The organism is Rhizobium aethiopicum, from assembly GCF_014197535.1.
GTDB lineage: Bacteria > Pseudomonadota > Alphaproteobacteria > Rhizobiales > Rhizobiaceae > Rhizobium > Rhizobium aethiopicum_A.
Window position 1 is genome coordinate 93945 of record NZ_JACIFV010000007.1, and the last position, 26806, is coordinate 120750.

General features: G+C 62.3%; 18 protein-coding genes. 8 read left to right on the top strand and 10 right to left on the bottom strand.

The genetic code is table 11. The annotated features are described in order from the left end of the window. Positions 1-66 precede the first annotated feature (66 nt). The 3 genes from GGD53_RS12455 to GGD53_RS12465 all read left to right on the top strand — a co-directional run bounded on the left by GGD53_RS12455 (position 67) and on the right by GGD53_RS12465 (position 2089). Positions 67-351: a DUF1778 domain-containing protein gene (locus tag GGD53_RS12455; RefSeq protein ID WP_184456324.1), complete on the top strand. Its 285-nt coding sequence runs from the start codon at positions 67-69 to the stop codon at positions 349-351. A 3-nt stretch (positions 352-354) separates the two neighbouring features. Beyond that, entirely contained in the window at positions 355-864 is a 510-nt protein-coding gene (locus GGD53_RS12460; protein ID WP_184456326.1) for a GNAT family N-acetyltransferase, read from the top strand. A 181-nt stretch (positions 865-1045) separates the two neighbouring features. Continuing rightward, positions 1046-2089, top strand: a complete 1044-nt coding sequence (locus GGD53_RS12465) for a magnesium and cobalt transport protein CorA (protein WP_184456328.1) — start codon at positions 1046-1048, stop codon at positions 2087-2089. Here the strand turns inward: GGD53_RS12465 and GGD53_RS12470 are convergent, their stop codons facing one another. From GGD53_RS12470 to GGD53_RS12480, 3 genes are all read right to left on the bottom strand, one after another. Further along, positions 2090-2863: a phosphotransferase gene (locus tag GGD53_RS12470; protein ID WP_184456330.1), complete on the bottom strand. Its 774-nt coding sequence runs from the start codon at positions 2861-2863 to the stop codon at positions 2090-2092. 10 nt (positions 2864-2873) lie between these two features. Further along, positions 2874-3755 carry an MBL fold metallo-hydrolase gene (locus tag GGD53_RS12475; protein ID WP_184456332.1) on the bottom strand — a complete coding sequence of 294 codons (882 nt, stop codon included), beginning with the start codon at positions 3753-3755 and terminating at the stop codon, positions 2874-2876. 70 nt (positions 3756-3825) lie between these two features. Further along, entirely contained in the window at positions 3826-4188 is a 363-nt protein-coding gene (locus GGD53_RS12480) for a hypothetical protein (protein ID WP_184456334.1), read from the bottom strand. A gap of 249 nt (positions 4189-4437) precedes the next feature. Here GGD53_RS12480 and GGD53_RS12485 point away from each other — a divergent pair, with 249 nt between their 5' ends. From GGD53_RS12485 to glgB, 3 genes are read left to right on the top strand one after another with little or no spacing between them, the layout of a single operon-like run. Next, complete coding sequence (locus GGD53_RS12485) at positions 4438-7665, top strand: alpha-1,4-glucan--maltose-1-phosphate maltosyltransferase (RefSeq protein ID WP_184456336.1); 3228 nt, start codon at positions 4438-4440, stop codon at positions 7663-7665. Then, complete coding sequence (gene treS, locus GGD53_RS12490) at positions 7666-10947, top strand: maltose alpha-D-glucosyltransferase (RefSeq protein ID WP_184456338.1); 3282 nt, start codon at positions 7666-7668, stop codon at positions 10945-10947. Further along, positions 10944-13142, top strand: coding sequence for a 1,4-alpha-glucan branching protein GlgB (glgB, locus tag GGD53_RS12495; protein ID WP_184456340.1), 2199 nt, complete (start codon positions 10944-10946; stop codon positions 13140-13142). Before treS ends, glgB begins: the two co-directional genes overlap by 4 nt. Before the next feature lie 21 nt (positions 13143-13163). Here the strand turns inward: glgB and GGD53_RS12500 are convergent, their stop codons facing one another. Further along, positions 13164-14789, bottom strand: coding sequence for a thiamine pyrophosphate-dependent enzyme (locus tag GGD53_RS12500; RefSeq protein ID WP_184456342.1), 1626 nt, complete (start codon positions 14787-14789; stop codon positions 13164-13166). 25 nt (positions 14790-14814) lie between these two features. After that, complete coding sequence (locus tag GGD53_RS12505; RefSeq protein WP_184456345.1) at positions 14815-15993, bottom strand: aromatic amino acid transaminase; 1179 nt, start codon at positions 15991-15993, stop codon at positions 14815-14817. Positions 15994-16149: 156 nt separating this feature from the next. On the opposite strand from GGD53_RS12505, the gene GGD53_RS12510 reads away from it, so the two are divergent. Beyond that, entirely contained in the window at positions 16150-16617 is a 468-nt protein-coding gene (locus GGD53_RS12510) for an Lrp/AsnC family transcriptional regulator (RefSeq protein WP_184456347.1), read from the top strand. A 12-nt stretch (positions 16618-16629) separates the two neighbouring features. On the opposite strand, the gene GGD53_RS12515 is transcribed toward GGD53_RS12510, so the two are convergent. The 5 genes from GGD53_RS12515 to GGD53_RS12535 all read right to left on the bottom strand — a co-directional run bounded on the left by GGD53_RS12515 (position 16630) and on the right by GGD53_RS12535 (position 20330). Beyond that, positions 16630-17391 (bottom strand): ABC transporter ATP-binding protein, encoded by a 762-nt coding sequence (locus tag GGD53_RS12515; protein WP_184456349.1) that lies wholly within the window; start codon positions 17389-17391, stop codon positions 16630-16632. Further along, positions 17388-18428, bottom strand: a complete 1041-nt coding sequence (locus GGD53_RS12520) for an iron chelate uptake ABC transporter family permease subunit (RefSeq protein WP_184456351.1) — start codon at positions 18426-18428, stop codon at positions 17388-17390. The genes GGD53_RS12515 and GGD53_RS12520 overlap by 4 nt, the downstream gene beginning before the upstream one ends. After that, positions 18425-19450, bottom strand: coding sequence for an ABC transporter substrate-binding protein (locus tag GGD53_RS12525; protein ID WP_184456353.1), 1026 nt, complete (start codon positions 19448-19450; stop codon positions 18425-18427). Before GGD53_RS12525 ends, GGD53_RS12520 begins: the two co-directional genes overlap by 4 nt. Positions 19451-19568: 118 nt before the next feature. Beyond that, positions 19569-19850, bottom strand: coding sequence for a hypothetical protein (locus GGD53_RS12530; RefSeq protein WP_184456355.1), 282 nt, complete (start codon positions 19848-19850; stop codon positions 19569-19571). 27 nt (positions 19851-19877) lie between these two features. Beyond that, on the bottom strand, positions 19878-20330 hold the full coding sequence (locus GGD53_RS12535; RefSeq protein WP_184456357.1) for a hypothetical protein: 453 nt from the start codon (positions 20328-20330) through the stop codon (positions 19878-19880). A gap of 168 nt (positions 20331-20498) precedes the next feature. On the opposite strand from GGD53_RS12535, the gene GGD53_RS12540 reads away from it, so the two are divergent. Beyond that, on the top strand, positions 20499-26798 hold the full coding sequence (locus GGD53_RS12540; protein WP_184456359.1) for a HAMP domain-containing protein: 6300 nt from the start codon (positions 20499-20501) through the stop codon (positions 26796-26798). The last annotated feature ends 8 nt before the right edge of the window (positions 26799-26806 follow it).

A 26806-nucleotide genomic window follows, 5' to 3' on the forward strand; every position in this document is an offset into this window, starting at 1 on the left:
TTTTAATGTATTGCGTTCCGCGTTACATTCGCCTATGTAACTTCCCAATGCCTCATGAGGGAAACCATGGCAAACACCGCTCCCCGCAAGGAAATACCGGTATCAATGCGTTTTCGCGATGAGGATCTGGCAGTCATTGACCGTGGTGCAGCGCTCACGGGTCTCTCCCGGACAGAGTTTATGCGACGCGCTGCCGTGCATGAGGCGCAGATGGCGATCCTGAACGAAAGCGTCATCCGCCTGTCTCCCGATGCTTTCGATGCCTTTGCGGCGGCAATCGAGGCGGCACCATCCGCGCCATCGCCGAAGGTAGTAGAACGCTTGCAGCGCAAGGCGCCTTGGGAAAATTGACCGGTGGCGCTGTCGAATGTCGAGCTTCTTGACTGGCGTCATCGACTTCAGGGGTTCTCCTGCGGCAAGCCCTCCCTCGATTCTTGGCTACAGAACTTTGCAACATCGAACCAGCAACGTGGATTTACCCGGACGTTTGTGGTTTGCGACGATGATAGGGTGATCGGCTATTACGGCCTCGCACCGACGGTCATCGAGCCCAACGTCGTATCACGCAAGATCAGAACCGGACGTCCGCCCGATCCAATTCCCTGCCTCTTGATCGGGCAATTGGCCGTGGATAGCCGCTATAAGGGCAAAGGTATCGGATCGGCACTCGTGAAGGATGCCTTTCTTCGCTGCGTTGCCGGAGCTGATATCGTCGGTGGACGGGCCATCGTCGTCCGTGCGATCGATGAAGAAGCCGAGCGGTTCTGGCAGAGCTGGGATTTTATGCCCTCGCGCGACAACTCCTCGATCCGTATTCGCTCACTGGAGGATATTCGTGCATGGCTTTCAGGTCTCGGTGGATAGAAATGGAGGCGCGCCGTCCCCCTCTGGCCATTGGTTCGGCGTTTTTCCGGATAGTGAGGGTTTAGCCGGTCCCCGTGCCGAAGCGGATGCATGTTTTACGAAATGGCATTATGATCGGCGCAACGCCTGACCGGCGTTGGTTGCGGATACGCGATCCGCGGGACGGGGAGGACGGCAGGATTTGGAACGGCTGAAGGATCTGGACAGTGTTTCCGCGCGGGTCGGCAGCGGGTCGGCGTCGCCTCCTTATGAGCGGCGCGGCGTCGTGGCCGCAGCCGTCTACGAGCATGGGCAGCGTATTCGCGACATCAAAATAGAGGAAGCCGGCGAGTGGCGAAACCGGGAGAATGCCATCGTCTGGATCGGTCTGCACGAGCCGGATGAAGTGCTGCTGCATCAGATACAGGCCGAGTTCAATCTGCATCCGCTGGCGATCGAGGATGCGGCGCAGCCCCACCAGCGCCCGAAGCTGGAAATTTACGGGGAGGCGATGTTCATCGTCGCCCGCACCGCCCATATGAAGGACGGTGAAATCGTCTTCGGCGAAACGCATCTCTTTGTCGGCCGCGGTTACGTCGTCTCCGTTCGCCACGGCGAATCCTCCTCTTATCTCGCGGTCAGGCAGCGGTGCGAGGCGACGCCCGCCGCCCTTGCCCATGGCGAGAACTACATTCTCTATTCCATCCTCGATTTCATCGTCGACAACTACATGCCTGTCATCGAGGTGGTGCAGGAAGAGGTCGAGATGCTCGAGGATCTCGTGCTGCGCGAACAGCTGGGAAAATCCGACATCGAGCGGCTTTACATGCTGCGGCGCAAGCTTCTGCGGCTGCGCAACGCAGTGGTGCCGCTCGTCGACGTCTGCCGGCGATACGAGCATATCGATCTTCCCGGCATGGATCCGACGCTGCAATCGCTGTTTCGCGATGTGACCGATCATGTGCGCCGGGTTCAGGAGGATATCGATGCATTGCGAGAGGTGCTCGCCTTCGCCTTCGAAGCCAGCGTGATGATCGGCCAGACGGAACAGACGGCAATCGCCCGCAAGCTCGCCGCCTGGGCGGCGATTCTCGCCGTTCCCACCGCGATCGCCGGCATTTACGGGATGAATTTCAGCGACATGCCGGAACTGAAATTCCAGTATGGCTATTTCGTCGTGTTGGGCGTCATCGCCGTCCTCTGCCTCAGCCTTTTCGGCTTCTTCCGCCGGCGAAAATGGCTTTAGTCAGGACAGCGCTTTCAGCAGCCGATCTCGGTGTATACCGATATAGCCGATGTCGTTCAGATAGAGCCTGGCGTCTCCTGCATCGACGTCTTCCGCGAAGATCTCGTCGCCGGCCGCAGCCCTTGCCAACATGAAATCGGCAAGGGCTTGAAGCCGCCTGCAGACCATCTCGGGAAGCCCACGCCGTTCTTCCATCGTCGCTCCATAGGCGTTGCAGAAGATTTCCGCCCGCCGCAGCTGGTCGTCGAGACCGAATGCCACCGAGGGATTGGCAGGATCGGAGAGGGGTGCCCAGCGATAGACCGCATAGGCGAGATCCCAAAGGCGTGGGGCGGGATGGGCAGTGTCGAAATCGATAATTCCGACAGCCTCCTGATTGACGGTGGCGACATTGTAGGGCGCATAGTCTCCGTGACAGACGATCTCACGCGGCTCCTGCGGCGGCAGCATCCATATCTGAGCATCGTCATCCGATTCCAGAAAGCCTTGAGATGCCGTATGAAAATCGCGCAGAAGTCTTGCTGCGGACATCAGCATGCGCTCCGATCCGATAAGGGGATCACTGAGGTCTTCGCAGACTCGCCCGGCGACGTAGCTGACGACCTCCTGATCGTCGCCGGTAATTTGAATGGGCTGCGGAGCCGCCGGAAAGCCTTTGCGTCCGAGATGGCGCAAGAACCGGTGCGTGGTCGGCGTCCATGCGCCTGCCGGTCTGATGACGGTATCGCCGTCGCGCCAGATCTGCCCTGTTCGCCCGCCCTGCAATAATTCCACGCATGGCCTCCTAGGCAGATTTCAGTTTTTCGACATGGGCCTGAACCGTAGCGGCAAGGTTCGTCTCATGGCAGTTCCGGTAGAACGCCGCCGTGTCCGAAAGCATTCCGTCGGGAATGGCGACGAAGTCTTCAAGCCGGAAACCACTTGTGCTGCCGAGTTGCGGGTCAGCCAGCTGGCTTTCACTCAGGCCGCCGACGCGAACGGCCAGGGCTTCGAAATAGGCAAGGTTCTCATCCACTGCCGAAGGCGAAGATGTTCTGCCGTGCGCGGGAATGACCAATTTCGCATCAAGGTCACGGATCCGCGTGAGCGAGGAGCGGATCTGGCGAAGATCATCGGCACTCCTGCTCCAGACTTCGGGAATGGGATATTCCACCGCGTCGACGGCCAGGCAGATGCGGAGTTCCGGAATCCACACGGCGATATGATCAGGCGTATGTCCCGGCGTATGAATGAGTTCGAGCGTCAGATCGCCGCCGTTCAGGACCATCGAGCCGGAGAAGGTGATATCGGGGCCGATGAGTTCGACAGTCGCAAACCGCGATTCCTGGCTCGCCTTGTCCTTCAGGACCTGCTGCGTCGAGCCATCACGCAGACGGTCGAGTGCTGCCGCATGCGCGATGATCGGAGCACGCCCGGAAACCGCAGAGTTTCCCCAGAAGTGATCCCAATCCATATGCGAATTGACGACGATCAGCGGGCAATCCTCGCCTCTGTCCCCAAACAGATCCAGCGCCATCCGGCACAGTTCGGGCGTGCCGAGCGTATCGATCAGGACATTGAACCTCTCGGTCCGCACAAACACGGCATCGACCTCGTCTCCCGCCCGCAGGATGACGATGCGCTCATCAAGTCCGGGATAGGAGCACAATTCTACCGCTGGGTTCATGTCTGCTCGCCTTCATTGCAATCGCAGCGATATCATCTACTACATCAAATCTCGTCTGGATGCTCGCCCTCTAAGGGCTCCCCGATTTCCGCTCCACCGGCACTGGCACATCCCACCGTTCCATCACGGCGTTCGGCACAGCGGCAGCGCAGATCACCATTACGCTGGGCTTCGAGCGGCCAAGGCTCTTCGGCGTCCATCGTGTCTGCAGGGGCACTGCGCATCGAGGCACGAGCACCTTCGCATTGGGTTCCAGTACGTCCCAGCGCTCCTGCCCCTTGGCGTTCTCCTGTGCGATGAAACGCCTGGCCTCTTCGCGGATGTCGAACAGACCGTGCTTGTCCCGTGTCGAGCAGTCGGTCTCGATGCTCCAGGAGGCGAGGAACGGCATGCAGACAGACAGGGCGGTGGTGAAGACTAGTGATCGAAGCATTGATGGGCTCTCAACCGCTCGATAAGACAGCGGATCTTTTAACGCATGGCGGCAATAACTCTACCGGATAATCGTGAGACCTTCCTTCTCTCGTTAAGCGTGGTCGACCTGCCTCACGCTGTCGCCTCCCATCTCGCCGCGCAGGCGCGTCACGCTTGCCATGCCCCATACAGCCGTGAATTGACGGCTTGAGTGGAACAACCTCCGCCAAAGGAAGTTTGCCTGAAAAGCAAATCGAGGCGGCGGCCGATGTTACTCTCTGCGAAGCAGGGTGCGCTTAGCACCCCACCCCGGATCTATTATGTCAATCCGCTACTTCTCCAAGGCATCGACGCATGGCGCGAGGTTTTCGGCCATGCGGCGGATACCGGCTTTGATTATGTTCTGACGGCGCCGCTCTTCGACCGAGGCGGGGACTGCAGCGTCTTTACCTCCCGGGATTTCGATCGCCTCGATCCTGAACTGCAGCTCGGAAGCGCGGTCGATGACGGGATATCGCGCTTGGCGGAGGCCGCTGACAAGAGCGGCGTCGGCCTGATGATGGACCTGATGCTCGACGGCAAAGTCGGCGATGCGCAAGCGGGCTTTCATCCGGTCGATCCTCGACGCTCGCCGCTCGATCCGGCGGAGCCGATGAACACGATCGGGTCCGAGCGGCAATTGCATTTGTTGGGGGAGTGGGCCGAACGGCTGTGGCGGCTGTCCGGGCTCGGCCTCTCCGGTTACCGGGTGCTCGGGATCGACCGCGCCGCACCGGCGCTTTTCAAATCGCTGATCGCCGCGGTGCGCGAGAAGGCTGACGCGCAATTCCTCGCCTGGACGCCCGGCACCGATTTTGCGGTAAGAAGAGCGATCGCGGATGCGGGCTTTTCAGGATGTTTTTCATCGATGGCCTGGTGGGATCTCGACGAGAGATGGTTCGTCGAGGAGCATCGCGTCCAGGAGGCGCTCGGCTGGCAGGTCGCCTTTCCCGAACCGCCCTTTGCCAGACGGATTGCGCATGGGACCGAGAGCCGTGAAATCCTCGAGCGACGTGCCGTCAGAGCGCTGCGGCTCGCCGCCTCGCTCGGCGGCGGCCTCATGGTTCCGATCGGTTTCGAATATGGTGCGGCGACGCCGCTCGATCCGACCCACGGCGATGGTTCGGGGCTGCGGAGGCTGCGCCATGATCTCGCCTTCGACATCTCCTCCGAGATACGCGTCGCCAATGCCGAAATTGGCAGGGCCGGCCAGGCGCGCGCGCCATCGCTTCGCCTGATCCGCAACGCCAACGGGCCGGTTTCGGCGCTTGTGCAATCCGAGGAGCAGGATCTTCGCAGCGCATCAAATGTGCGGTTCGTCCTGATTAACCGGGACCTCAGGAGAAGCGCATCCGCGCCGATGACGGCGCTGCGCGAGGCGGCCTCCGGTTATCTTCCCGTCGCGGCCGGTGGCGCCGTCCTGCGCCTGCGGGCAGGAGAGACACGGATCATCGAAGCCAAAGCGCCGGAGCCGATCGCATCCCGGCCCGCCCTCGACGTCGAGCAGGCGATCGCCTCGCCGCGGCTTGCCATCGAAAGCATCATGCCGCGCGTCGATGACGGACGTTTTCCTGTCAAGCGTGTGGTCGGCGAGACCGTCACCGTCGAGGCCGATATAGTCGCCGACGGCCACGATCCGATCGCGGCCGTCCTGCTCTGGCGGCCGCACGAGGCCATGGCGGAGTGGAAAGAGACCGAGATGCAGCTGGTCGAGAACGACCGCTGGCGTGCCGAATTCCTGCTGGAGCGCATCGGGCGCTACGAGTTCGCAGTCGAAGCGTGGAAGAACCCGTTTGCGATCTTCCGCTACGAACTGACCAAGAAGAACGATGCCAGGCTGGACCTGAAGCTGGAACTTCAGGAGGGATTGAACCTCGTCCGCGCCGCGAAGGCTGAAGCGCCGCCGGCACTCGGCGCCGAGTTGCAGGCGCTCATCGACGGTCTTGAAAACGCGGCGGATGCCGAGCGCACGGCGATCTTGCTCGACCCCGAGACCTCCGAGTTGATGAACAAGGCTGACAGGCGGCCTTTCCGGCTTCGCTCCACGACAAGCGCCGTCGATGCCGAACGCAAATCGGCAGCCTTTGCCAGCTGGTACCAGATTTTCCCGCGCTCGCAGAGCGGCGATCCGAACCGGCACGGCACCTTCGACGACGTCATCCCAAGATTGCCTGCTATCCGCGACATGGGCTTCGATGTGCTGTACTTCCCACCGATCCATCCGATTGGATCGACCAACCGGAAGGGACGCAACAACAGCCTGAAGGCCGCGCCTGATGATCCCGGAAGCCCCTATGCCATCGGCTCCGAGGAGGGCGGCCATGATGCCATTCATCCCGAGCTCGGCGATTTCGAGGATTTCGGCCGGCTGGTCGAGGAGGCGGGCCGGCATGGGCTGGAGATCGCGCTCGACATTGCGATCCAGGCTTCGCCCGATCATCCCTGGCTGACGGAGCATCCCGGCTGGTTCGACTGGAGGCCTGATGGCACGATCAAATATGCCGAGAACCCGCCGAAAAAATACGAGGACATCGTCAATGTCGATTTCTATACGAAAGACGCGCTGCCCTCTCTGTGGGTGGAGCTCCGGGACATCGTCCAGCTCTGGGTCGACCAGGGCGTCAAGCTGTTTCGCGTCGACAACCCGCACACCAAGCCTTTTCCCTTCTGGGAATGGCTGATCGGCGATATCAGGGCGCGTCATCCCGAGGTCGTCTTCCTGTCGGAAGCCTTCACCAGGCCGAAGGTCATGTACCGGTTGGCGAAGATCGGCTTCTCCCAGTCCTATACATACTTCACCTGGCGCAATACCAAGTGGGAGCTCGAGCAATATATGCGCGAGCTGACCGAGACGGCGCCGAAGGAATTCTTCCGCCCGCATTTCTTCGTCAACACCCACGACATCAACCCGGATTTTCTCCAGAACGCGCCGCGTCCGGCCTTCCTGATCCGCGCGGCACTCGCCGCGACGCTTTCCGGACTATGGGGCGTTTATAACGGTTTCGAACTTTGCGAGGGGCGTCCCGATGCCAAACGCAAGGAATATGCCGACAGCGAGAAATACGAGATCCGCGCCTGGGATTACGACCGGCCGGGCAACATCATCGGCGAAATCCGGATGCTGAACCGCATCCGGAACGAAAACACCGCCCTGCATTCGCATCTCGGGCTGACGCTGCTGAACGCCTGGAATGACAACATCCTGTTCTTCGAGAAGGCGAGCCGCGCCCGCGACAATGTGTTGCTGATCGCGATCAGCCTCGACCCGCATCATATTCAGGAAAGCGATATCGAGCTGCCTCTGTGGAAATGGGGGCTTGGGGACGACGGCGCGCTCGACGCCGAGGATTTGGTCACGGGGCAACGGTTCAGGTGGAACGGCAAACGGCAGAGAGTGGGTTTCAATCCACAAATCCTGCCTTTTGCGATCTGGCGCGTTCGCGCAGCGGAGGCATGAATGGACACGATGAATCCCGGTAGCGTCGACCCGCTGCTCTGGTACAAGGATGCGATCATCTACCAGCTGCACATCAAGTCGTTCTACGACGCCAATGGCGATGGCGTCGGCGATTTTGCCGGCCTGCACCAGAAGCTCGATCACGTCGCAGCACTCGGCGTCAACGCCATCTGGCTTTTGCCTTTCTTTCCCTCACCGCGACGCGACGACGGCTACGACATCGCAGATTACGGCAATGTCAGCCCGGATTACGGAACGATGGAGGATTTCCGCGCCTTCGTCGACGCCGCCCATCAGCGCAACATCCGCGTCATCATCGAGCTCGTCATCAACCACACTTCCGACCAGCATCCCTGGTTCCAACGCGCACGCCAGGCACCGGCGGGATCGCCGGAGCGTGATTTCTATGTCTGGTCGGACAGCGATCAGAAATTCCCGGAAACGCGGATCATCTTCCTTGACACGGAGAAATCCAACTGGACATGGGACGCGGCCGCCGGCGCCTATTATTGGCACCGCTTCTATTCCCACCAGCCGGATCTCAACTTCGACAGCCCGCTCGTTATGGAGGAGCTGCTGAAGGTGATGCGCTTCTGGCTGGAGACCGGCATCGACGGTTTCCGCCTCGATGCGATTCCGTACCTCGTCGAGCGCGAGGGGACGATCAACGAAAACCTTCCCGAGACCCATGCGATCCTCAAGCGCATCCGCGCCGCCCTCGACGCTACTCATCCCGGCGTGATGCTGCTTGCCGAGGCCAATCAGTGGCCGGAGGACACGCGCGAATATTTCGGCGAAGGCGACGAATGCCACATGGCGTTCCACTTCCCGCTGATGCCGCGCATGTATATGGCGATCGCCAAGGAAGACCGCTTCCCGATCACCGACATCCTGCGTCAGACGCCTGAAATCCCGGAGAATTGCCAATGGGCGATCTTTCTGCGCAATCATGACGAACTGACGCTTGAGATGGTGACCGACGCCGAGCGGGACTATCTCTGGGAGACCTATGCTTCCGACAAGCGCGCCCGCATCAATCTCGGCATCAGGCGACGCCTGGCGCCGCTGATGGAGCGCGACCGCCGGCGCATCGAGCTGATGAACGCGCTTCTTCTGTCGATGCCGGGAACGCCCGTCATCTATTACGGCGACGAGATCGGCATGGGCGACAACATCTATCTCGGCGACCGCGACGGGGTGCGGACGCCGATGCAATGGTCACCCGACCGCAATGGCGGCTTCTCCCGGACGGACCCGGCGCGCCTCGTCCTGCCGCTGATCGCCGATCCGCTCTATGGCTTCGAGGCCGTCAATGTCGAAGCCCAGAGCACCGATGCGCATTCGCTGCTCAACTGGACGCGCAAGATGCTGGCGCTGCGTGGTCGGCATCCGGCCTTCGGGCGGGGCTCGCTGCGGTTCCTCTCTCCTGAGAACCGCAAGATCCTGGCCTATCTCAGGGAATATGAAGGCGAGACGCTGATGTGCGTCGCAAACCTCTCGCGACTGCCCCAGGCGGTCGAGCTCGACCTCTCGGCTTTCGAGGGCCGCGTGCCGATCGAACTGACGGGCATGTCACCGTTTCCGCCGATCGGCCAACTGACCTATCTTTTGACGCTGCCGCCCTACGGCTTCTTCTGGTTTCAGCTGGAAGCGGATGCCGATCCGCCGGCATGGCGCACCGCGCCGCCGGAACAGCTTCCCGACCTCGTGACGATGGTTCTGCGCCGCAGCCTGCTCGACCTCGTCGATGAGCCGCGGCTGGGACGCGTCCTCAGCAATGAAATTCTGCCCGCCTACCTCTCCAGGCGGCGGTGGTTCGGCGCGAAGGACCAGCCGCTTCAGGCGGCTCGGCTGATCTCGGCGACGCCGATCCCTTATGCCGACGGGATCGTCCTCGGCGAATTGGAGGTGGAGCTACCGGATCACAGCGAATCATATCAGCTGCCGCTGGCAGTCGCCTGGGATGACGCGCAACCCTCCGCTCTGACCCAGCAGCTTGCCCTCGGGCGGGTTCGCCAGGGCAGGCGCGTCGGCTTCCTGACGGACGGTTTCGCGATTGAGCCGATGGCGCGCGGCATCATGCGCGGGCTGGCCGACCGCTCGCGCATCACCGGGCGTACCGGCACCCTCGAATTTCTCGGCACCGAGCGGCTCGACCGCCTGCAGGTTACCGACGGCATGCCGGTTCATTGGCTCTCGGCCGAGCAATCGAACAGTTCGCTGATCGTCGGCGACGTCGCCATGATCAAACTGATCCGGCACATCTTTCCGGGCGTCCATCCGGAAGTCGAGATGACGCGGTTTCTGACCTGCGCGGGTTACGACCATACCGCGCCGCTGCTCGGCGAGGTCGCACACACCGATTCCAGCGGCCGCCGCTCGACCTTGATTATCGTCCAAGGTGCGATCCGCAACCAGGGCGACGCCTGGAACTGGATGCTGAACAATCTGCGCCGCGCGGCCGACGAGCTCGTGCTGAACGATCCGGCGGTCGAGCCCGGCGACGACGTCTTCCGGCCGCTGATCAGCTTCGTTGCCATGGTCGGCATGAGGCTCGGCGAATTGCATGTGGTCCTCTCCGGAGAAAACGCCGACGAGGCTTTCAGCCCTGTCGTCGCCGGTAACGATGAGGTCGAGGCAATCAAGAAGGCGGTGGCGGGCGAGGTCGCCTATGCCATGTCGAAACTGGCAGAACGCGACGAGAATGCCGATCCCGCGATCGATCTGCTCGCCCGCCCGCTTCTGGAGCGCCGTTCCGAGCTCGTCGAACTTGGCGCGCGTCTGGCAGAGAGCGCCCGCGGGACGCTGATGACGCGCACGCATGGCGACTTCCATCTCGGCCAGATCCTCGTCAGCGAGGGCGACGCCGTCATCATCGACTTCGAAGGCGAACCCGCGAAAAATCTCGCCGAACGCCGCGCCAAGACCGTTCCGCTCCGTGACGTCGCCGGGCTTCTGAGGTCGCTGAGCTACCTCGTCGCCACCGCGCAGCTCGACAATGACGCGGTCACCGAACACGAAAACGAGGTGCGTCGTGACGCCATCGCCCGTTTCGGGCGCAATGCCGAACAGGCTTTTCTCGATGCCTATTGGCAGGCAGTCTCCACCTCGAAGGCGCTCGCCATGCCGATCGAACAACGACGGAGGGTTCTCGATGCCTTTCTTCTCGAAAAGGCCGCCTATGAAATCGCCTATGAGGCCCGCATCAGGCCGAAGTGGCTGCCGATCCCGCTCGCCGGCCTTACCGAAATCGTATCGCGCTTGGCGGGGGTCACGGCATGAATGTTGAACGCTCGGAACTTCTCGCCGGCATCGGACAGGATGCCCTCTGGGCCCTGATCGAGGGACGCCACGGTGATCCCTTCTCGATCCTCGGTCCGCATGAAAGCGGCGGCATGACGATCGTGCGCGTCTATCTGCCGGGTGCCGAAGGCGTCGATCTCATCGAAGCTGCGAGCGGCAGGGAGGTGACACCCTTCAGCATCGCTCACCCCTCCGGCCTGTTTGCGGCGGCGATGGGTTCGAGGATGCCTTACCGGTTGCGGATCACATGGCCGGATGGTGAGCAGATCACCGAGGATCCCTATAGTTTCGGGCTTCTGCTCGGAGAGCTCGATCTCCACCTGATCTCCGAGGGCACCCATTACAGCCTGAGCCGGACGCTCGGCGCGGTTGAAATGTCGGTCGACGACGTCGCCGGCGTCCGCTTCGCCGTCTGGGCGCCAAATGCCCGCCGCGTCTCGGTCGTCGGAGATTTCAACGCCTGGGACGGGCGGCGAAACCCGATGCGGCTGAGGCAGTCCGCCGGCGTCTGGGAGCTGTTCGTGCCCCGGCTGGCGCCCGGCGAAAGATACAAGTTCGAGATCATCGATCCGCATGGAAATTGCTTGCCGCAGAAGGCCGATCCGGTGGCGAGAGCGAGCGAAGCCGCCCCGTCCACCGCTTCGATCGTCGCATCCTCGACACGATTTCGATGGACGGATGACAATTGGATGAAGGGCCGGTCGCGAGAGCAAAGACTGGAAGGGCCGATCTCCGTCTACGAGGTGCATGCCGGTTCCTGGCTGCGGGAGAATGGCGGGCGGTCGCTCGACTGGGCCGAACTCAGCCAGCGGCTCGTTCCCTATGTTCGCGAGATGGGATTCACCCATATCGAGCTGCTGCCGATCATGGAGCACCCCTTCGGCGGCTCCTGGGGGTATCAGCCGCTCGGCCTCTTCGCCCCGACCGGCCGTTATGGCACGCCTGAGGATCTCGCCTATTTCGTCGACCGCTGCCATGGCGCCGGGATCGGCGTCATCCTCGATTGGGTGCCGGCCCATTTTCCCACCGACGTTTGGGGGCTCGCCCGCTTCGACGGCACCGCGCTCTACGAACACGAGGACCCGCGGGAAGGCTTTCATCGCGACTGGAACACCCTGATCTACAATCTCGGCCGCAACGAGGTGAAAGGATTCCTGATCGCCAGTGCGCTGGAATGGCTCGAACGCTATCATATCGACGGATTGCGCGTCGATGCCGTCGCCTCGATGCTCTACCGCGACTACAGCCGCAACGAGGGGGAGTGGATTCCGAACCAGTATGGCGGCCGTGAGAACCTGGAAGCGGTGGAATTCTTCAAGCACCTGAACAGCATCATTCATGAGCGCTGCCCGCATGCGATGACGATCGCAGAGGAATCGACGGCCTGGCCCGGCGTCACCAAGCCGCCGGAAGAGGGTGGGCTCGGCTTCGACATGAAGTGGAACATGGGCTGGATGCATGACAGCCTGAGCTATATCGAGAAGGATCCCGTCTACCGGAGCTACCACCACGGCACGATGACCTTCGGCATGATCTATGCTTATTCCGAGCGCTTCATCCTGCCGATTTCGCACGACGAGGTCGTCTATGGAAAGGGCTCGCTGCTCGGCAAGATGCCGGGCGACGAGTGGCAGAAATTCGCCAATCTGCGCAGCTACCTCGCCTTCATGTGGGGCCATCCCGGCAAGAAGCTGATGTTCATGGGCGGCGAAATCGCCCAGCCGGGCGAGTGGAACCATGATGCGTCAATCTCCTGGGACGTGCTGGACCGGCCGGCGCATGCCGGGCTTCAGCGGCTGGTCAAGGATTTGAACAGCTTTTACGGCGAAGAGCCGGCCTTGCAGTTCGGCGATTTCCATCCCGAAGGGTTCGAATGGGCTGCGGCGGATGACGCCGTCAACTCCGTCCTCGGCATGCTGCGTTACAGCCGGGAGCGCTCGTCCTCCGTCCTTATCGTCTCGAATTTAACGCCGGTGCCGCGTTACGGCTACCGGATCGGCGTGCCGCAGGACGGCGTATGGATCGAGCGGATGACGACGGATGCGCGCGAATATGGCGGCTCCGGCCTCGTCAATGGCGCAGTGTCGAGCGAACCCGTACCCGCGCACGGCAGGCGGCATTCGCTCTCGCTGACGCTGCCGCCGCTGGCGACGATCTTTCTCAAATCACCTTGACGGGGCTTCAAGTCCTTTCGGTCATTCGTGCGGAGCCGGATGGATGAACGTCCAGGGGCTTGCCTCCGATCCCTTTTCGACCGGAACTTCGATGAGGACGGGCTCATCGAGTGAGAGCGCTTTCTCCAGTATGTCTCTCAATTCGTCGGGGCTCGTCGCCTTGAAGGATCGGATGCCGAAACTTTCGCCAAGGGCGACGAAATCGGGATTGGTCAGATCCGAGCCGAGAGTGCGGCCCTTGTAGGTCTGCTTCTGGTCGCGCAGCACATTGCCGTAGGCGGAGTTGTTGAAGACGATGGCGATGACGGCGATCTTGTGCTGGACGGCGCTGGCAAGCTCCTGGACGCCGAACATGAAGCCGCCGTCACCTGAAACGGAGACCACAGCTTTATCGGGATGGGCGACTTTCACGCCCAAGGCGGTGTTGAAACCGAAACCGAGATTGTCCTGGTAGCCGCATGTCACGTATTGGCGAGGGCCATAGGTCGGGAAGGCAAAGCGGGCGGAAAAGCCCATCTGGCTGATCTCTTCGACGAAGAATCCGTCTCTCGGCAGGGCCTCGCGAATGGCTTCGAGATAGCCAAGCTGCGGCTGCACCGCCGAAAAACGAGACCTTGCCTCTTCATTGAGTTCAGCAAATTCACGCGTGCGATCCTCACGGCTGGAACCGGCCAGCGCATCGATCAGCGACTGCGTTCCATCCCTGGCGTCCGCGACGATGCCGAGATCCGGCTTGAGCCGGACCATTTCGGTCGGATCGATATCGATACGGATGATCTTGAGCCCCTTGGGCAGCCACTTCCAGCGCATGAACTGCAATTCGAGTCGGCTGCCGATCCCGATCAGCACGTCGACCTTCTTCCAATATTCATAGGCGGCGACGAAATTCAGATAGTTCGGATGGTCGTCGGGGACGATGCCCTTGCCGGAGCGATGCGACGTGACCGGCGCCTGCAGCAATTCCGCTAACGCTCCGATCTCCGAGCCGGCATCCGCCGCGCCGCCGCCGACCATGATCATCGGATTGCTTGCGCTTGATATCAGCGCCGCCGCGGCAGCGATCTGATCGGGATTGACGGCCGGATGGGGCGCTCTCGCGCCAACGAGAACGTCGATTTCAGGGGCGGACTGTCCGAACACGTCCCAAGGCGCTTCGACCGCTCCCGGCCCCTGGCGGCCTGAGAGCATCTTGGCGACGACCCCAGCCATAACGGAACCGGCCTCGGACTGGTGGTTGATGCGCTCGGCCGTCTTGGTAATCCCGCGCATCGTCGCGAGCTGATCCGGCAGTTCGTGCAGCTGTCCTCTGCCTCGGCCGATCAGGTGCGACATGATGTTGCCGGTGATGCAGAGCACGGGCGCGTTGGCGCCGTAGGCGGTGCAGAGGGCCGCGCCCGAATTGAGCACACCAGGGCCGGGGACGACGGTATAGGCGCCGATCCGGCCGGTGGACTTGGCATAGCCGTAGGCCATGTAGCCAGCACCTTGTTCGTGCCGGGTATGAATGAACCGAATCTTGTCGCCGGCGTCATAAAGCGCGTCGTTGAAATCATACATATGGGCGCCGGGGATGCCGAAGACCGTATCGATCCCATGGGCGACAAGCGAACGGGTGATCGCTTGGCCGGTCGTTTCTTTCCTGCTCATTCGGAGGCTCCAACGATGTGTTCGGTTATGATTTCAGGCAGCCTTCGGCCCGGAGCGCCGCGACGATGGCGCCGGCATCGGCGGGCTGCATGCCGGCAAGATTCATGCGCCCGGAATCCGCCATGTAGATGCCGTGGTTTGCCCTGAGCGCGACTGCCGTTTCCTTACGCATGGAGAGATTGGAAAACAGGCCGCGCTGCTGGCTGATGAAAGCCAGCTCGGGCGAGGCAGCGGCCAGCGCCGCGCGATTGCCGTTGATGCGTTCGCACATCTCGTCGAGTTCAACGCGCCACATCGCCGTCATTTCTGCGCTTTCGAGAATGGCCCTGACGACGGCGGCGCCATGATCCGGCGGCATGGACCAGTTGACGCGGGCAAGCGCCGCCATGTTGCTTTCGGCCTTCGCGACGTCATCGGCGTTGCGGGCCACGGCGTAGAGTGCGCCGACGCGTTCGCGATAGAGGCCGAAGTTCTTGTCGCAGGAATAGGCGATCAGCGCTTCCTCGACGGTGTCGAGGATCATGCGCGTCGGCGCTGCATCCTGTTCGAGACCGTCGCCCAGCCCCTGATAGGCAAGATCGATGAAGGGCACGAGCCTGTGCGCCACGAGGAGATCGGTAATCTCTCGCCACTGCTCCATGGTGAAATCGATACCCGTGGGATTATGGCAGCAGCCATGAAGCAGCACGACGTCGCCTTCCCCAGCGGAAGACAGGGCCTCGACGACGCTTTCGAATGTCACCTGCTGTGAAGCCAGGTCGACGAAGGCGTATTCTTTCACGTCCAAGCGTGCCGAAGCGAAGATCGGTGCATGATTGGGCCAGCTCGGCGTTCCCAAGAGAACCTTCGCCGATGGGTTTGCCGTTTGGATGAGCTCCGCGCCGAGACGGAGCGCGCCGCTGCCGCCCGGCGTTTGAATACCTGCGAGCCGTTGGGCGAATTTCGGCGAGTTGCCGAAGATGATCGGCTCAAGCAGGCGCACGAATTGCAGATCGCCTTCGGGGCCGAGATACTTCTTGCTGTCCTGGGTCTCCAGGAGAAACTGCTCCGCCGCCTTGACGGCCCGCATGACGGGCGTGCGTCCCATGGCATCGCGATAGACGCCGACGCCGAGGTCGATCTTTTCGGGACGATCGTCGACCTGGAAGGCCTTGATGAGTGCGAGCAGGCTATCGGCCGGCCGGTTCTTCAGTTCCTCAAACACAGGTCCACCTCCGTTTTTTGATGTCATTGGCCGGAGATTAAAGGAACTTTCGCGACGAATTTCTGCGATTATCTCCCTTCGCTGGGATATCGATGCAGACAATCGGCGAAGAACGGCTATATTGCGCAGAAATTCCCCTTATATGCGAGGCGGGCCATGCTCGACCAGTTCGATGTCAAATTGCTTGCCGCTCTCCAGCAGAACAGCGAGCTGACGCAGAGCGAACTGTCTCAGAAGGTCAATCTCTCGGCGACCCAATGCGCGCGTCGTTTGGAAAGGCTGCGCAAGGAACAATATATCCAGAGCGTCGTCGCTATCCTCAATCCTGTCAAACTGGGTTTCACCGTCGTCGCGCATACGCTCGTCAGCCTCCGAGCCCATACCGAGGGCGGAAACGAGCGGCTCCATCGCTTCATCGAGACCGCGCCGGAGATCCTGGAATGTTATTCGCAGACGGGCGACGCCGACTTTCTGATGAAGGTCATGACGCGTGACCTCGACCATCTCAGCCAGTTTCTCGAAAGAATGATCCGCGTCACCGACAATCTGGCCTCGGTCAAATCGAGCATCGTGCTCAAGACGCTGAAAAAGACGACCGCCTTGCCGTTGCAGATCGTGACGTGAGAATGGCCGCTCTCACCTGAGATAATGGATGTGCGGGCGCGAATGATGGGGTGAGGCTTCGATCCGGGCCTCGACCGAAAAGACCTCGCGCAATAGCTTCTCGCTTAACACATCCTCAGGCGCGCCCGAGGCGACGATCCTGCCCTGCTGCATGATGATCAACTCATCGCAGAACATGGCGGCATGGTTGAGATCGTGCAGGGCGACGATGCTGGTGATCGGCAGGCCGGAGACGAGCCGCATCAGGCTGATCTGGTGCTGAATGTCGAGATGATTTGTCGGTTCGTCGAGGATCAGCTCCTGCGGCGACTGGGCGAGCGCCCTGGCGATGTGGGTGCGCTGTTTTTCGCCGCCCGAGAGGCTCTGCCAGCGCTCGTCGCGCTTTTCCGCCATGCCGGCGCGCGCCAGTGCGGCCTCGACCGCCTCTTCGTCGGCTCTCGTCCAGCCGGAGAACATCGAGCGGTGCGGGAAGCGGCCGAGCTTGACGACGTCGACGACCTTGAGATTGGCGTTGGTCGTCGCGTGCTGCTCGACGAAGGCGATGCGCCGGGCGATCGAGCGGCGGCTGATCTTGCCGATATCGCTGCGGTCGAGCGTGACGCGGCCGGAATGCGGGCGCTTGAGGCCGGCGAGAAGCCTGAGCAGCGAGGTCTTGCCGGAGCCGTTCGGCCCGAGCAGGCCGAGCATCCGGCCGGGCTGCGCCTCCATGGAGATGCCGTCCAGAATGGTCTTCCTGCCAATTTTCCAGGTGAGGTTGTCGGCCTTGATGCTCATGACGCGCGCTGGAACCGGTAGAGGATGATCGAGAAGAAGGGAACGCCGACCAGCGCCGTGACGACGCCGATCGGCAGAATCTGGTTGGGAATAAGCGCGCGCGCGGCAATGTCGGCGAGCACCATGAAGATCGCTCCCGCGATGGCGCAGGCCGGCAGGAGACGGATATGCAGCGGCCCGACGACGAAACGGGCGACATGCGGCACGACGAGACCGACGAAACCGATCGAGCCCACCATGCTGACGATGGTAGCCGTCATCATCGCGGTCAATGCGAAGAGCACCATGCGCGCACGGCTGACATTGACGCCGAGCGAGGATGCCGCCTCGTCGCCGAAAGCAAAGGCATCGAGCACGCGGGCATAGAGCAGACAGGCGGCGAGGCCGAAGCCGACGACGATCGAGACCAGCGCGAATTCCGGCCAGCGCACGCCGCTGAAGCTGCCGAGCAGCCAGAACATGACATCGCGGGCCTGCTGCGCATTGGCTGAGGTGGTGACGATATAGGAGGTCGAGGCGTTGAAGAGCTGTGATGCGGCCACGCCGGCCAGAATGGTGCGGTCCGCGCCGCCGCGCGTGCCGTTCGACAGCAGCGCCACGAAGAAAAAGGCTGCGAATGCGCCGGCGAAGGCGCCTGCCGACAGCGACACCGCGCCGGCGCCGACCCCTAGGATGACGATCGCGACGGCACCGGTCGAGGCGCCTGCGGAAATGCCGAGCACATAAGGTTCGGCCAGCGGGTTGCGCAGCAGCGACTGCATGATGGCGCCTGACAGCGCCAGGCCCGCGCCGCAGAAGGCGGCGACGAGCGCGCGGCTCAAGCGATAGTCCCAGATCACCGTCTCATGGATGCGGTTCAGCTCGACCGCGGTCCAGCCTAGCCGGTTGGTGACGGCCGAAAAGGTGGTCGCGAGCGGGATCGGCAGATCGCCGATCCCGACGCTGACGCCGATGGCGACCGCGATGAGGCAGAGGGAGGCCGAGAGCAGTGCGGTGACCACTCCCAGCTGCCGAAAGAGGCGGCCCGCTTCCGTCACTTCAGCAGACCGAGGGCCTTCAGCTGCTCGGCCACCTGCTCGGCGCCGTAGATCGTGCGGATGGTCGGGTTCATTGCCTGGCCGTCCATCACGACGAGCGCTTTGTTCTTGACGGCCGGGATCTGGCTGACAGCCGGATCGCTGTTCAGGAAGTTGATCTTGGCTTCTGGCTTGTCGAGTTCCCAGCGGTTGCGGTCGAGGCTCGCAACGACGAAGACGTCTGGATTGGAGGCGATGATGCCTTCCCAGCCGACAGTCGGCCATTCCGCGTCGGCGGTGATCGCATTGTGGCCGCCGAGCAGATTGGCGATGAAGCCGGAGGCGCTGTTCTTGCCGCCGACATAGGCGTCGGCCGACGGGCTGGGGCTGGAGAACCAGAAGACGTACGACAGGTTCTGGCCGTCCTTAGCAACGCTCCCGCGAAGCTTGGCTTCGCGCGCCTTGAAATCGGCGATCAGCGCCTGGCCGCGATCGGCGACATCGAAAATCTTGGAGAGTTCGTCGATCTCCCTGTAGAGGAGATCCATGTTCCACAACTCGCCGCGGCTGCCGTATTGGTCCTTGACGTCCTTGGTGCTGAGGCAGGTGCTGGGCGACAGATAGGTTGAAACGCCGACCTTGTCGAAATCCTCGCGCTTGGCGATCTTGCTGTTCGGCCCGACAAGGCTCGGCAGGGCGACAGCCACAAAGTCGGGATTTTCCGCGAGCATCGACTCGAAGGTCGGCATTTCGACGGTCAGAAGCTTGACCTTGGCATTGGCCTCGGCGAGCTGCGGCAGAACCTTGCTCGGCCAGAAGGCGGTGCCGACCATCTTGTCCTGAAGACCGAGCAGCAGCAGAATTTCCGCGCTGTTCTGGCCAAGCCCGATCGCCCGCTCGGGCGCCTTCTTGAAGGTCACTTCAGTGCCGCAGTTTTCGAGCGTCAGCGGGTAGGTGGTCGAGCCGGCGAATGACGGCGTTGCGGCAAGGCCGATCAGAGCGGAAAGGCCGCAGGCGGCCAGAAGTGATTTGAAGCTGGTCACGAAGAATGTCCCGGTACGTGGATATGCGGGCCGGGGTATAGCCACAGGAGGGGCTTAAAAACAAGACAAAAAGGCTCAGCTTATCGCAAAATCGACAGCGTCCAGAGTAAAAATATCCTCAGCTCAACTTTCCGACGAGCTTGGCGTAATCCGAAAATGTTGCGCCTTCGCCTTTGGTGCCGGATTGGCCGGCAAGCTGCAGCACGCGGATCGGAAATAGGATCGCCGCGAGGTTGGCGCCTGACAGCTCATGGTCGTCATCCTCCTGGATCGCTTTTTGAGCCTTCGCGAGTGCGGTATCGATTTCCCCGCGCGTGAGCAATTCCTTCTCGACGATCGCGTCGCATATCGAGGCCATTGCCATGATCAGGCCTTTGAGCTGCAGATTGGCGGTATTCATGAGAACTCCCAGGTGAAGAAAGCATTTCTAGTCCTGTTCGACCGGCCGGATCGTGTCGACCGAGACCGTGCCGTCGAGGATACCGCGCTTTATATCACGTCTGTCCCGATCGATCTCGATCACGGTGTAGAGTTTGTCGTCACGAAAGGCGCTGGCATTGGCCGTGGTGACATCTTCGGCGGGCGCCGCATCAACTTCCATGAAATCGAGCTCGCGTGCCGCGGCCACGATCCTGGCATCGCCCGGCGTCCGGGCGGCGACGACAACGGCGCCGTGATTGTGGGCATTGTCCCATCTGGGATCGTCTGGCCTGGCGATCGGTTCCAGCCGATAGATGTTCAGCAACTCGCCACCGCTTTCGGAGGATGCCTCCGCCGCGGCATCCTGCATCTGCGCCTGGCTCTCGACCGATCTTCCGAAGGTGGTCGGGCTGGTCGCATTGTTGACCTCTTCCTTGCCTGTCCTTGAGACGTTCGACATGTCGCTCTCCTTGTCAGGACGGAAACGACGGCCGGCGGGAAACTGTTCCCACGCAAGCAAAGTTTGGCCGTTGACATTGGGTTAGGCCTGTCTCTGCAACCCTGCGGCACAGCCATACCCTTTTTCCAGTCGAGCACTAATTACCCTCTGTCGAACAGGGGGGATTTCGTGAGCACGCAAACCGGTGAATTTTCGCGCGACGACGCTGCGGCCGAGAGCCTCAACGGGCACGACCACAAAAGCATGGCGTTCAACGATGCCAGCGCCCTTTTAGAGGTGCTGGTCGCGGTCAGACGCGGAGATTTTTCCGTGCGCATGCGCTCTGACCTGACCGGCGTTACCGGCAAGGTCGCCGATGCGCTGAACGACATAATCGCCGCCAACCAGCGCATGGCCCAGCAGCTCGAACATGTCGGCCAGGTTGTCGGCCGCGACGGGCGAACGAGCACGCGCGTGCGCTTCGGCCTGTCCGATGGTTCATGGTCGGAAATGGAGGGATCGATCAACGGCCTGATCGACGATCTCCTCTGGCCGACGACGGCGGTCACCCGCACGATTACCGCGATCGCCAAAGGCGATCTGCTGCAGACCGTACCGCTTGACGTCGACGGACGGGCGCTCAAAGGCGAATTCCTGCGCTCGGCCGATATCGTCAACACGATGATCAAGCAGCTCAGCGTCTTCACCTCGGAGGTGACGCGCGTCGCCCGCGAAGTCGGTACCGATGGCAAGCTTGGCGGGCAGGCGCAGGTGCCTGAAGTGACGGGCGTCTGGAAGGACTTGACGGAAAGCGTCAACTCGATGGCGTCGAACCTGACGGCGCAGGTGCGCAATATCGCGGAAGTGACGATCGCCGTTGCCAACGGCGACCTCTCCAAGAAGATCACCGTCGACGTGCGCGGCGAAATCCTGCAGCTGAAGGAGGCGATCAACACCATGGTTGATCAGCTGCGCTCTTTCGCCTCCGAAGTAACGCGCGTCGCCCGCGAAGTCGGCACCGAAGGAAAGCTCGGCGGCCAGGCGCTGGTGCCTGGCGTCGCCGGCACCTGGAAGGACCTGACCGACTCCGTCAATGCCATGTGCGGCAACCTGACCGCCCAGGTCCGCAACATCGCTCAGGTGACAACCGCAGTGGCGCGCGGCGACCTCTCGCGCAAGATCACCGTCGACGTTTCGGGCGAAATCCTCGAACTTAAGGAAACCATCAACACGATGGTGGATCAGCTCAACGGCTTTGCCGGCGAGGTGACGCGCGTGGCACGTGAAGTCGGCACAGAAGGCCGCCTCGGCGGCCAGGCGCAGGTACCGGGTGTGGCCGGCACCTGGAAGGATCTGACCGACAACGTCAATTCGATGGCCTCGAACCTGACGGCGCAGGTGCGCAACATCGCCGAAGTCTCCACAGCCATCGCCAATGGCGACCTGTCGAAGAAGATCACGGTGACGGTTTCGGGCGAAATCCTCGAGCTGAAGGAAACCATCAATACGATGGTCGACCAGCTGAACGCCTTTGCCTCGGAAGTGACGCGCGTTGCCCGCGAAGTGGGCACGGAAGGCCGGCTCGGCGGCCAGGCCAATGTGCGCGGCGTCGCCGGCACCTGGAAGGACCTGACCGAGAACGTCAACTCGATGGGCGGCAACCTGACGGCGCAGGTGCGCAATATCGCCGAAGTCTCCACAGCCATCGCCAATGGCGACCTGTCGAAGAAGATCACCGTCGACGTGAAGGGCGAAATCCTCGAACTCAAGGAAACCATCAACACGATGGTCGATCAGCTGAACGCCTTCGCATCTGAGGTGACGCGTGTGGCGCGCGAGGTCGGCACGGAAGGCCGACTCGGCGGCCAGGCCAATGTGCGCGGTGTTGCCGGCACCTGGAAGGATCTGACCGACAGCGTCAATTCCATGGCCTCCAACCTCACCGGGCAGGTGCGCAACATCGCCGAAGTCGCGACTGCGGTCGCTCAAGGCGACTTGTCCAAGAAGATCACCGTGCCGGTGTCGGGCGAAATCCTGGAGCTGAAGGAGACCATCAATACGATGGTCGATCAGTTGAACGGTTTTGCCGGCGAGGTGACGCGCGTAGCGCGCGAGGTCGGCACGGAAGGCCGGCTCGGCGGCCAGGCGAACGTGCTCGGCGTCGCCGGCACCTGGAAGGACTTGACCGACAGCGTCAACTCCATGGCCGGCAATCTGACGGCGCAGGTGCGCAACATCGCCGAAGTCTCCACCGCGATCGCCAATGGCGACTTGTCGAAGAAGATCACGGTGTCGGTCTCGGGCGAAATCCTCGAGCTGAAGGAAACGCTGAACACCATGGTGGACCAGCTGAACCGCTTCGCCTCGGAAGTGACGCGCGTCGCCCGCGAAGTCGGCACCGAGGGCAAGCTCGGCGGTCAGGCGCAGGTGCCGGGTGTCGCGGGCACCTGGAAGGACCTGACCGAAAACGTCAACTCCATGGCCTCGAACCTGACAGGCCAGGTGCGCAACATCGCCGAAGTCACCACCGCGGTGGCGCGGGGCGACCTCTCGCGCAAGATCACCGTCGACGTGAAGGGCGAAATCCTCGAACTGAAGAACACCATCAACACGATGGTGGACCAGCTCAACGCCTTTGCCGGCGAAGTCACGCGCGTCGCTCGCGAAGTCGGCACTGAAGGCAAGCTCGGCGGCCAGGCGCAGGTCTCGGGCGTTGCCGGCACCTGGAAGGACCTGACCGACAGCGTCAACTCGATGGCCGGCAACCTGACGGCGCAGGTGCGCAATATCGCCGAAGTAGCGACCGCGATCGCCAATGGCGACCTGTCGCGCAAGATCACCGTCGACGTGCGTGGCGAGATCCTGCTCTTGAAGGACACGCTGAATACCATGGTCGACCAGCTTCGCTCCTTCGCCGGCGAAGTGACGCGCGTGGCGCGCGAGGTCGGTACCGACGGCAGGCTCGGCGGCCAAGCCGTCGTTCCCGGTGTCGCCGGCACCTGGAAGGACCTGACCGACAACGTCAACCTGCTTGCCGCGAACCTCACGACCCAGGTCCGCAACATCGCCGAAGTCACGACCGCAGTGGCGCGCGGCGACCTGTCACGCAAGATCACCGTCGACGTGAAAGGCGAAATCCTTGAACTGAAGAACACCATCAACACCATGGTCGATCAGCTCAACGCTTTTGCCGGCGAGGTGACGCGTGTGGCGCGCGAAGTCGGCACCGAAGGCAAGCTCGGCGGACAGGCGCAGGTGCCGGGTGTCGCCGGCACCTGGAAGGATCTGACCGACACCGTCAACGTCATGGCCGCCAACTTGACCGAACAGGTGCGGGGCATCGTCAAGGTGGTGACGGCGGTGGCGAATGGCGACCTCAAGCAGAACCTCACCGTCGCCTCCAAGGGCGAGGTGGCAGCCCTTGCCGAAACCATCAACAACATGACCAATACGCTCGCGACCTTCGCCGACCAGGTGACGACGGTGGCGCGCGAAGTCGGCGTCGAGGGCCGCCTCGGCGGCCAGGCGAATGTTCCCGGTACCGCGGGAACGTGGAAGGATCTGACCGGCAACGTCAACCTGCTTGCCGCGAACCTGACGACGCAGGTGCGCGCCATCGCCGAGGTCGCGACCGCCGTCACCAAGGGCGACCTGACGCGCTCGATCAAGGTCGATGCGCGCGGCGAAGTGGCCGAGCTCAAGGACAACATCAACACGATGATCGACAACCTGCGCCTGACGACGGAGCGCAACACCGAGCAGGACTGGCTGAAGACGAACCTGGCGCGCTTCACCAATATGCTGCAGGGCCAGCGCGATCTGACGCTGGTCGGCAAGATGCTGCTCTCGGAGCTGGCACCGCTGGTCGGCGCCCATCAGGGCGTCATCTACCAGGTGGATGCCGACGAAGAGCAGCCGTTCCTGTCGCTGCTTTCGGTCTATGCGCAAGGCGTGGAAGCGGCGCATCCGCTGCGGCTCGATTTCGGTCAGGGTCTCGTCGGCCAATGCGCGAGCGACGCCCGCCGTATCCTCGTCACCGATCTTCCCGACAATGTCGTTCCGATCAGCTCCGGCGTGTTCACGACGCTGCCGCGAAGCGCGATTGTCCTGCCGGTCCATTTCGAAGGGCAGGTGAAGGCGGTGATCGAGCTTGCCTCCGCCGGCGAATTCACCGAGCTGCAGCTCTCCTTCCTCGACCAGCTGACGACCTCGATCGGCATCGTCCTCAACTCGATCGAAGCGACGATGCAGACCGAAGGACTGCTGAAGCAGTCTCAGCAGCTGGCTGCCGAGCTGCAGACGCAGCAGCGCGAGCTGCAGCAGACCAACGAACAGCTCGGCCAGAAGGCGCAGCAGCTGGAGGAACGCAACGTCGAAGTCGAGGCGAAGAATCAGGAAATCGAGCAGGCCCGCCGGGCGCTGGAGGAAAAGGCGACCGAGCTTGCGCTGACATCAAAATACAAATCCGAATTCCTCGCCAACATGTCGCACGAGTTGCGGACGCCATTGAATTCGATCCTCATCCTTGGTCAGCAGCTCGGCGAAAACCCGGACGGCAACCTGTCGGTCAAGCAGGTCGAGTTCGCAAAGACGATTCACGGCGCGGGAACCGATCTCCTCAACCTCATCAGCGATATTCTCGATCTCTCGAAGATCGAGTCCGGCACGGTCTCGGTCGATGCCGAGGAGATCTTCGTCAGCAATCTGCTGGAGGTGATGGCGCGGCCGTTCCGGCACGAAGCGGAAAACCGCAACCTCTCCTTCGCGATCGAAGTCGGCGACGATGTGACGAAGAGCATCATCACGGACTCGAAGCGGCTGCAGCAGATCCTCAAGAACCTGCTCTCGAACGCCTTCAAGTTCACCGCGCATGGCGGCGTCACGCTTCGCGTTGCATCGGTGACGAGCGGCTGGTCGCCTGACCATCCTTCCCTCCGGCATGCGCCTTCGGTCATCGCCTTCGAAGTCGTCGATACCGGCATCGGCATACCGCCCGAAAAGCAGCGCATCATCTTCGAGGCGTTCCAGCAGGCGGATGCTTCGACCAGCCGCAAATATGGTGGCACCGGCCTCGGGCTGGCGATCAGCCGCGAACTGGCGAATCTGCTCGGCGGCGAGATCCAGCTGCGTAGCACGCCGGGTGTCGGCAGCACCTTCGTGCTTTATCTGCCACTCACCTATGTCGGCGCCGGCGCGGTGGCGCCGAAGTCGGCTCCGGCAGCGGCGAACGTCGTCGAGTTCGCCGAGGCGGCTGCCCGCCGGGCTGAGAAACCGGTCGAACATGTCCAGGACGACCGTCACCGAATCGAGCCCGGCGACTCCGTGCTGCTCGTCGTCGAAGACGATGCGCATTATGCCCGCGTCCTGGTCGATCTCGCCCGCGACAACGGTTTCAAGGTGCTGGTGGCGATGCGCGGCAGCGATGCCCTGACGCTGGCGCAGGAATATAGGCCGTCGGCGATTTCGCTCGATATCTTCCTGCCCGACATGCTCGGCTGGACGGTGCTGAGCCAGCTCAAGCAGAATTCGCAGACGCGACACATTCCGGTGCAGATCATCAGCCTCGACGAGGACCGCCAGCACGGGCTGACCCGCGGCGCCTTCGCCTTCATGAGCAAGCCGACGACGCCGGAAGGCCTCGGCAAGGCGCTGTCGCGGCTGAAGGCCTATGCCGAGCCGCGCCGCAAACAGCTGCTGCTGGTGGAAGACAATGAAGCCGAGCGCCTGAGCGTCACCGCCCTGCTCGGGCACGACGACATCGACATCACCAGCGTCGGCTCCGGATCGGATGCGCTCGCTGTTCTCCGGCAGGGCTCGGCAGATTGCGTCGTGCTCGACCTCACGCTTCCCGATATGTCGGGTTTCGAAGTGCTGGAGCAAATACGTGATGACGACGGCATCGCCGAGGTGCCGGTGGTCGTGTTCACTGGCCGGGAGCTTTCGCCCGAGGAGGACGCTACGCTGCACAGCATGGCTCGCAGCGTCGTGGTGAAGGGCGTGGAGTCGCCCGAACGCCTGCTCGACGAGACGGCGCTGTTCCTGCATCGGGTCGTTGCCGACCTGCCGGCCGCGAAGCAAGCGACGCTGCAGGAGCTGCACAGCTCCGACGAGGATCTGGTCGGCGAGACCGTGCTGCTCGTCGACGACGACGCCCGCAACATCTTCGCGCTGAGCAGCGTTCTCGAACGCCGGGGGATGAGGGTGTTGACGGCGACGACGGGCAGCGAGGCGATCGAGGTCATCAACAACGAGCCCTCGGTGGCGATCGTGCTGATGGACATCATGATGCCCGGAATGGACGGCTACGAGACGATGCAGGTCATCCGCTCCGAGCCCCGCTTCCGGCGGCTGCCGATCCTGGCGCTGACCGCCAAGGCGATGAAGGGCGACCGGGAAAAATGCCTGGAAGCCGGCGCGTCGGACTACCTGGCAAAGCCCGTCAACACCGAGCAGCTTCTATCGGCGCTTCGTATGTGGCTGCACCGCTGAGGACCCGG

Coding starts and splice junctions, on each gene's coding strand:
- GGD53_RS12455 (WP_184456324.1), top strand. CDS start 67: ATGGCAAACACCGCTCCCCGCAAGGAAATACCGGTATCAATGCGTTTT.
- GGD53_RS12475 (WP_184456332.1), bottom strand. CDS start 3,755: ATGAACCCAGCGGTAGAATTGTGCTCCTATCCCGGACTTGATGAGCGC.
- GGD53_RS12480 (WP_184456334.1), bottom strand. CDS start 4,188: ATGCTTCGATCACTAGTCTTCACCACCGCCCTGTCTGTCTGCATGCCG.
- GGD53_RS12485 (WP_184456336.1), top strand. CDS start 4,438: ATGTTACTCTCTGCGAAGCAGGGTGCGCTTAGCACCCCACCCCGGATC.
- treS (WP_184456338.1), top strand. CDS start 7,666: ATGGACACGATGAATCCCGGTAGCGTCGACCCGCTGCTCTGGTACAAG.
- glgB (WP_184456340.1), top strand. CDS start 10,944: ATGAATGTTGAACGCTCGGAACTTCTCGCCGGCATCGGACAGGATGCC.
- GGD53_RS12500 (WP_184456342.1), bottom strand. CDS start 14,789: ATGAGCAGGAAAGAAACGACCGGCCAAGCGATCACCCGTTCGCTTGTC.
- GGD53_RS12510 (WP_184456347.1), top strand. CDS start 16,150: ATGCTCGACCAGTTCGATGTCAAATTGCTTGCCGCTCTCCAGCAGAAC.
- GGD53_RS12515 (WP_184456349.1), bottom strand. CDS start 17,391: ATGAGCATCAAGGCCGACAACCTCACCTGGAAAATTGGCAGGAAGACC.
- GGD53_RS12530 (WP_184456355.1), bottom strand. CDS start 19,850: ATGAATACCGCCAATCTGCAGCTCAAAGGCCTGATCATGGCAATGGCC.
- GGD53_RS12535 (WP_184456357.1), bottom strand. CDS start 20,330: ATGTCGAACGTCTCAAGGACAGGCAAGGAAGAGGTCAACAATGCGACC.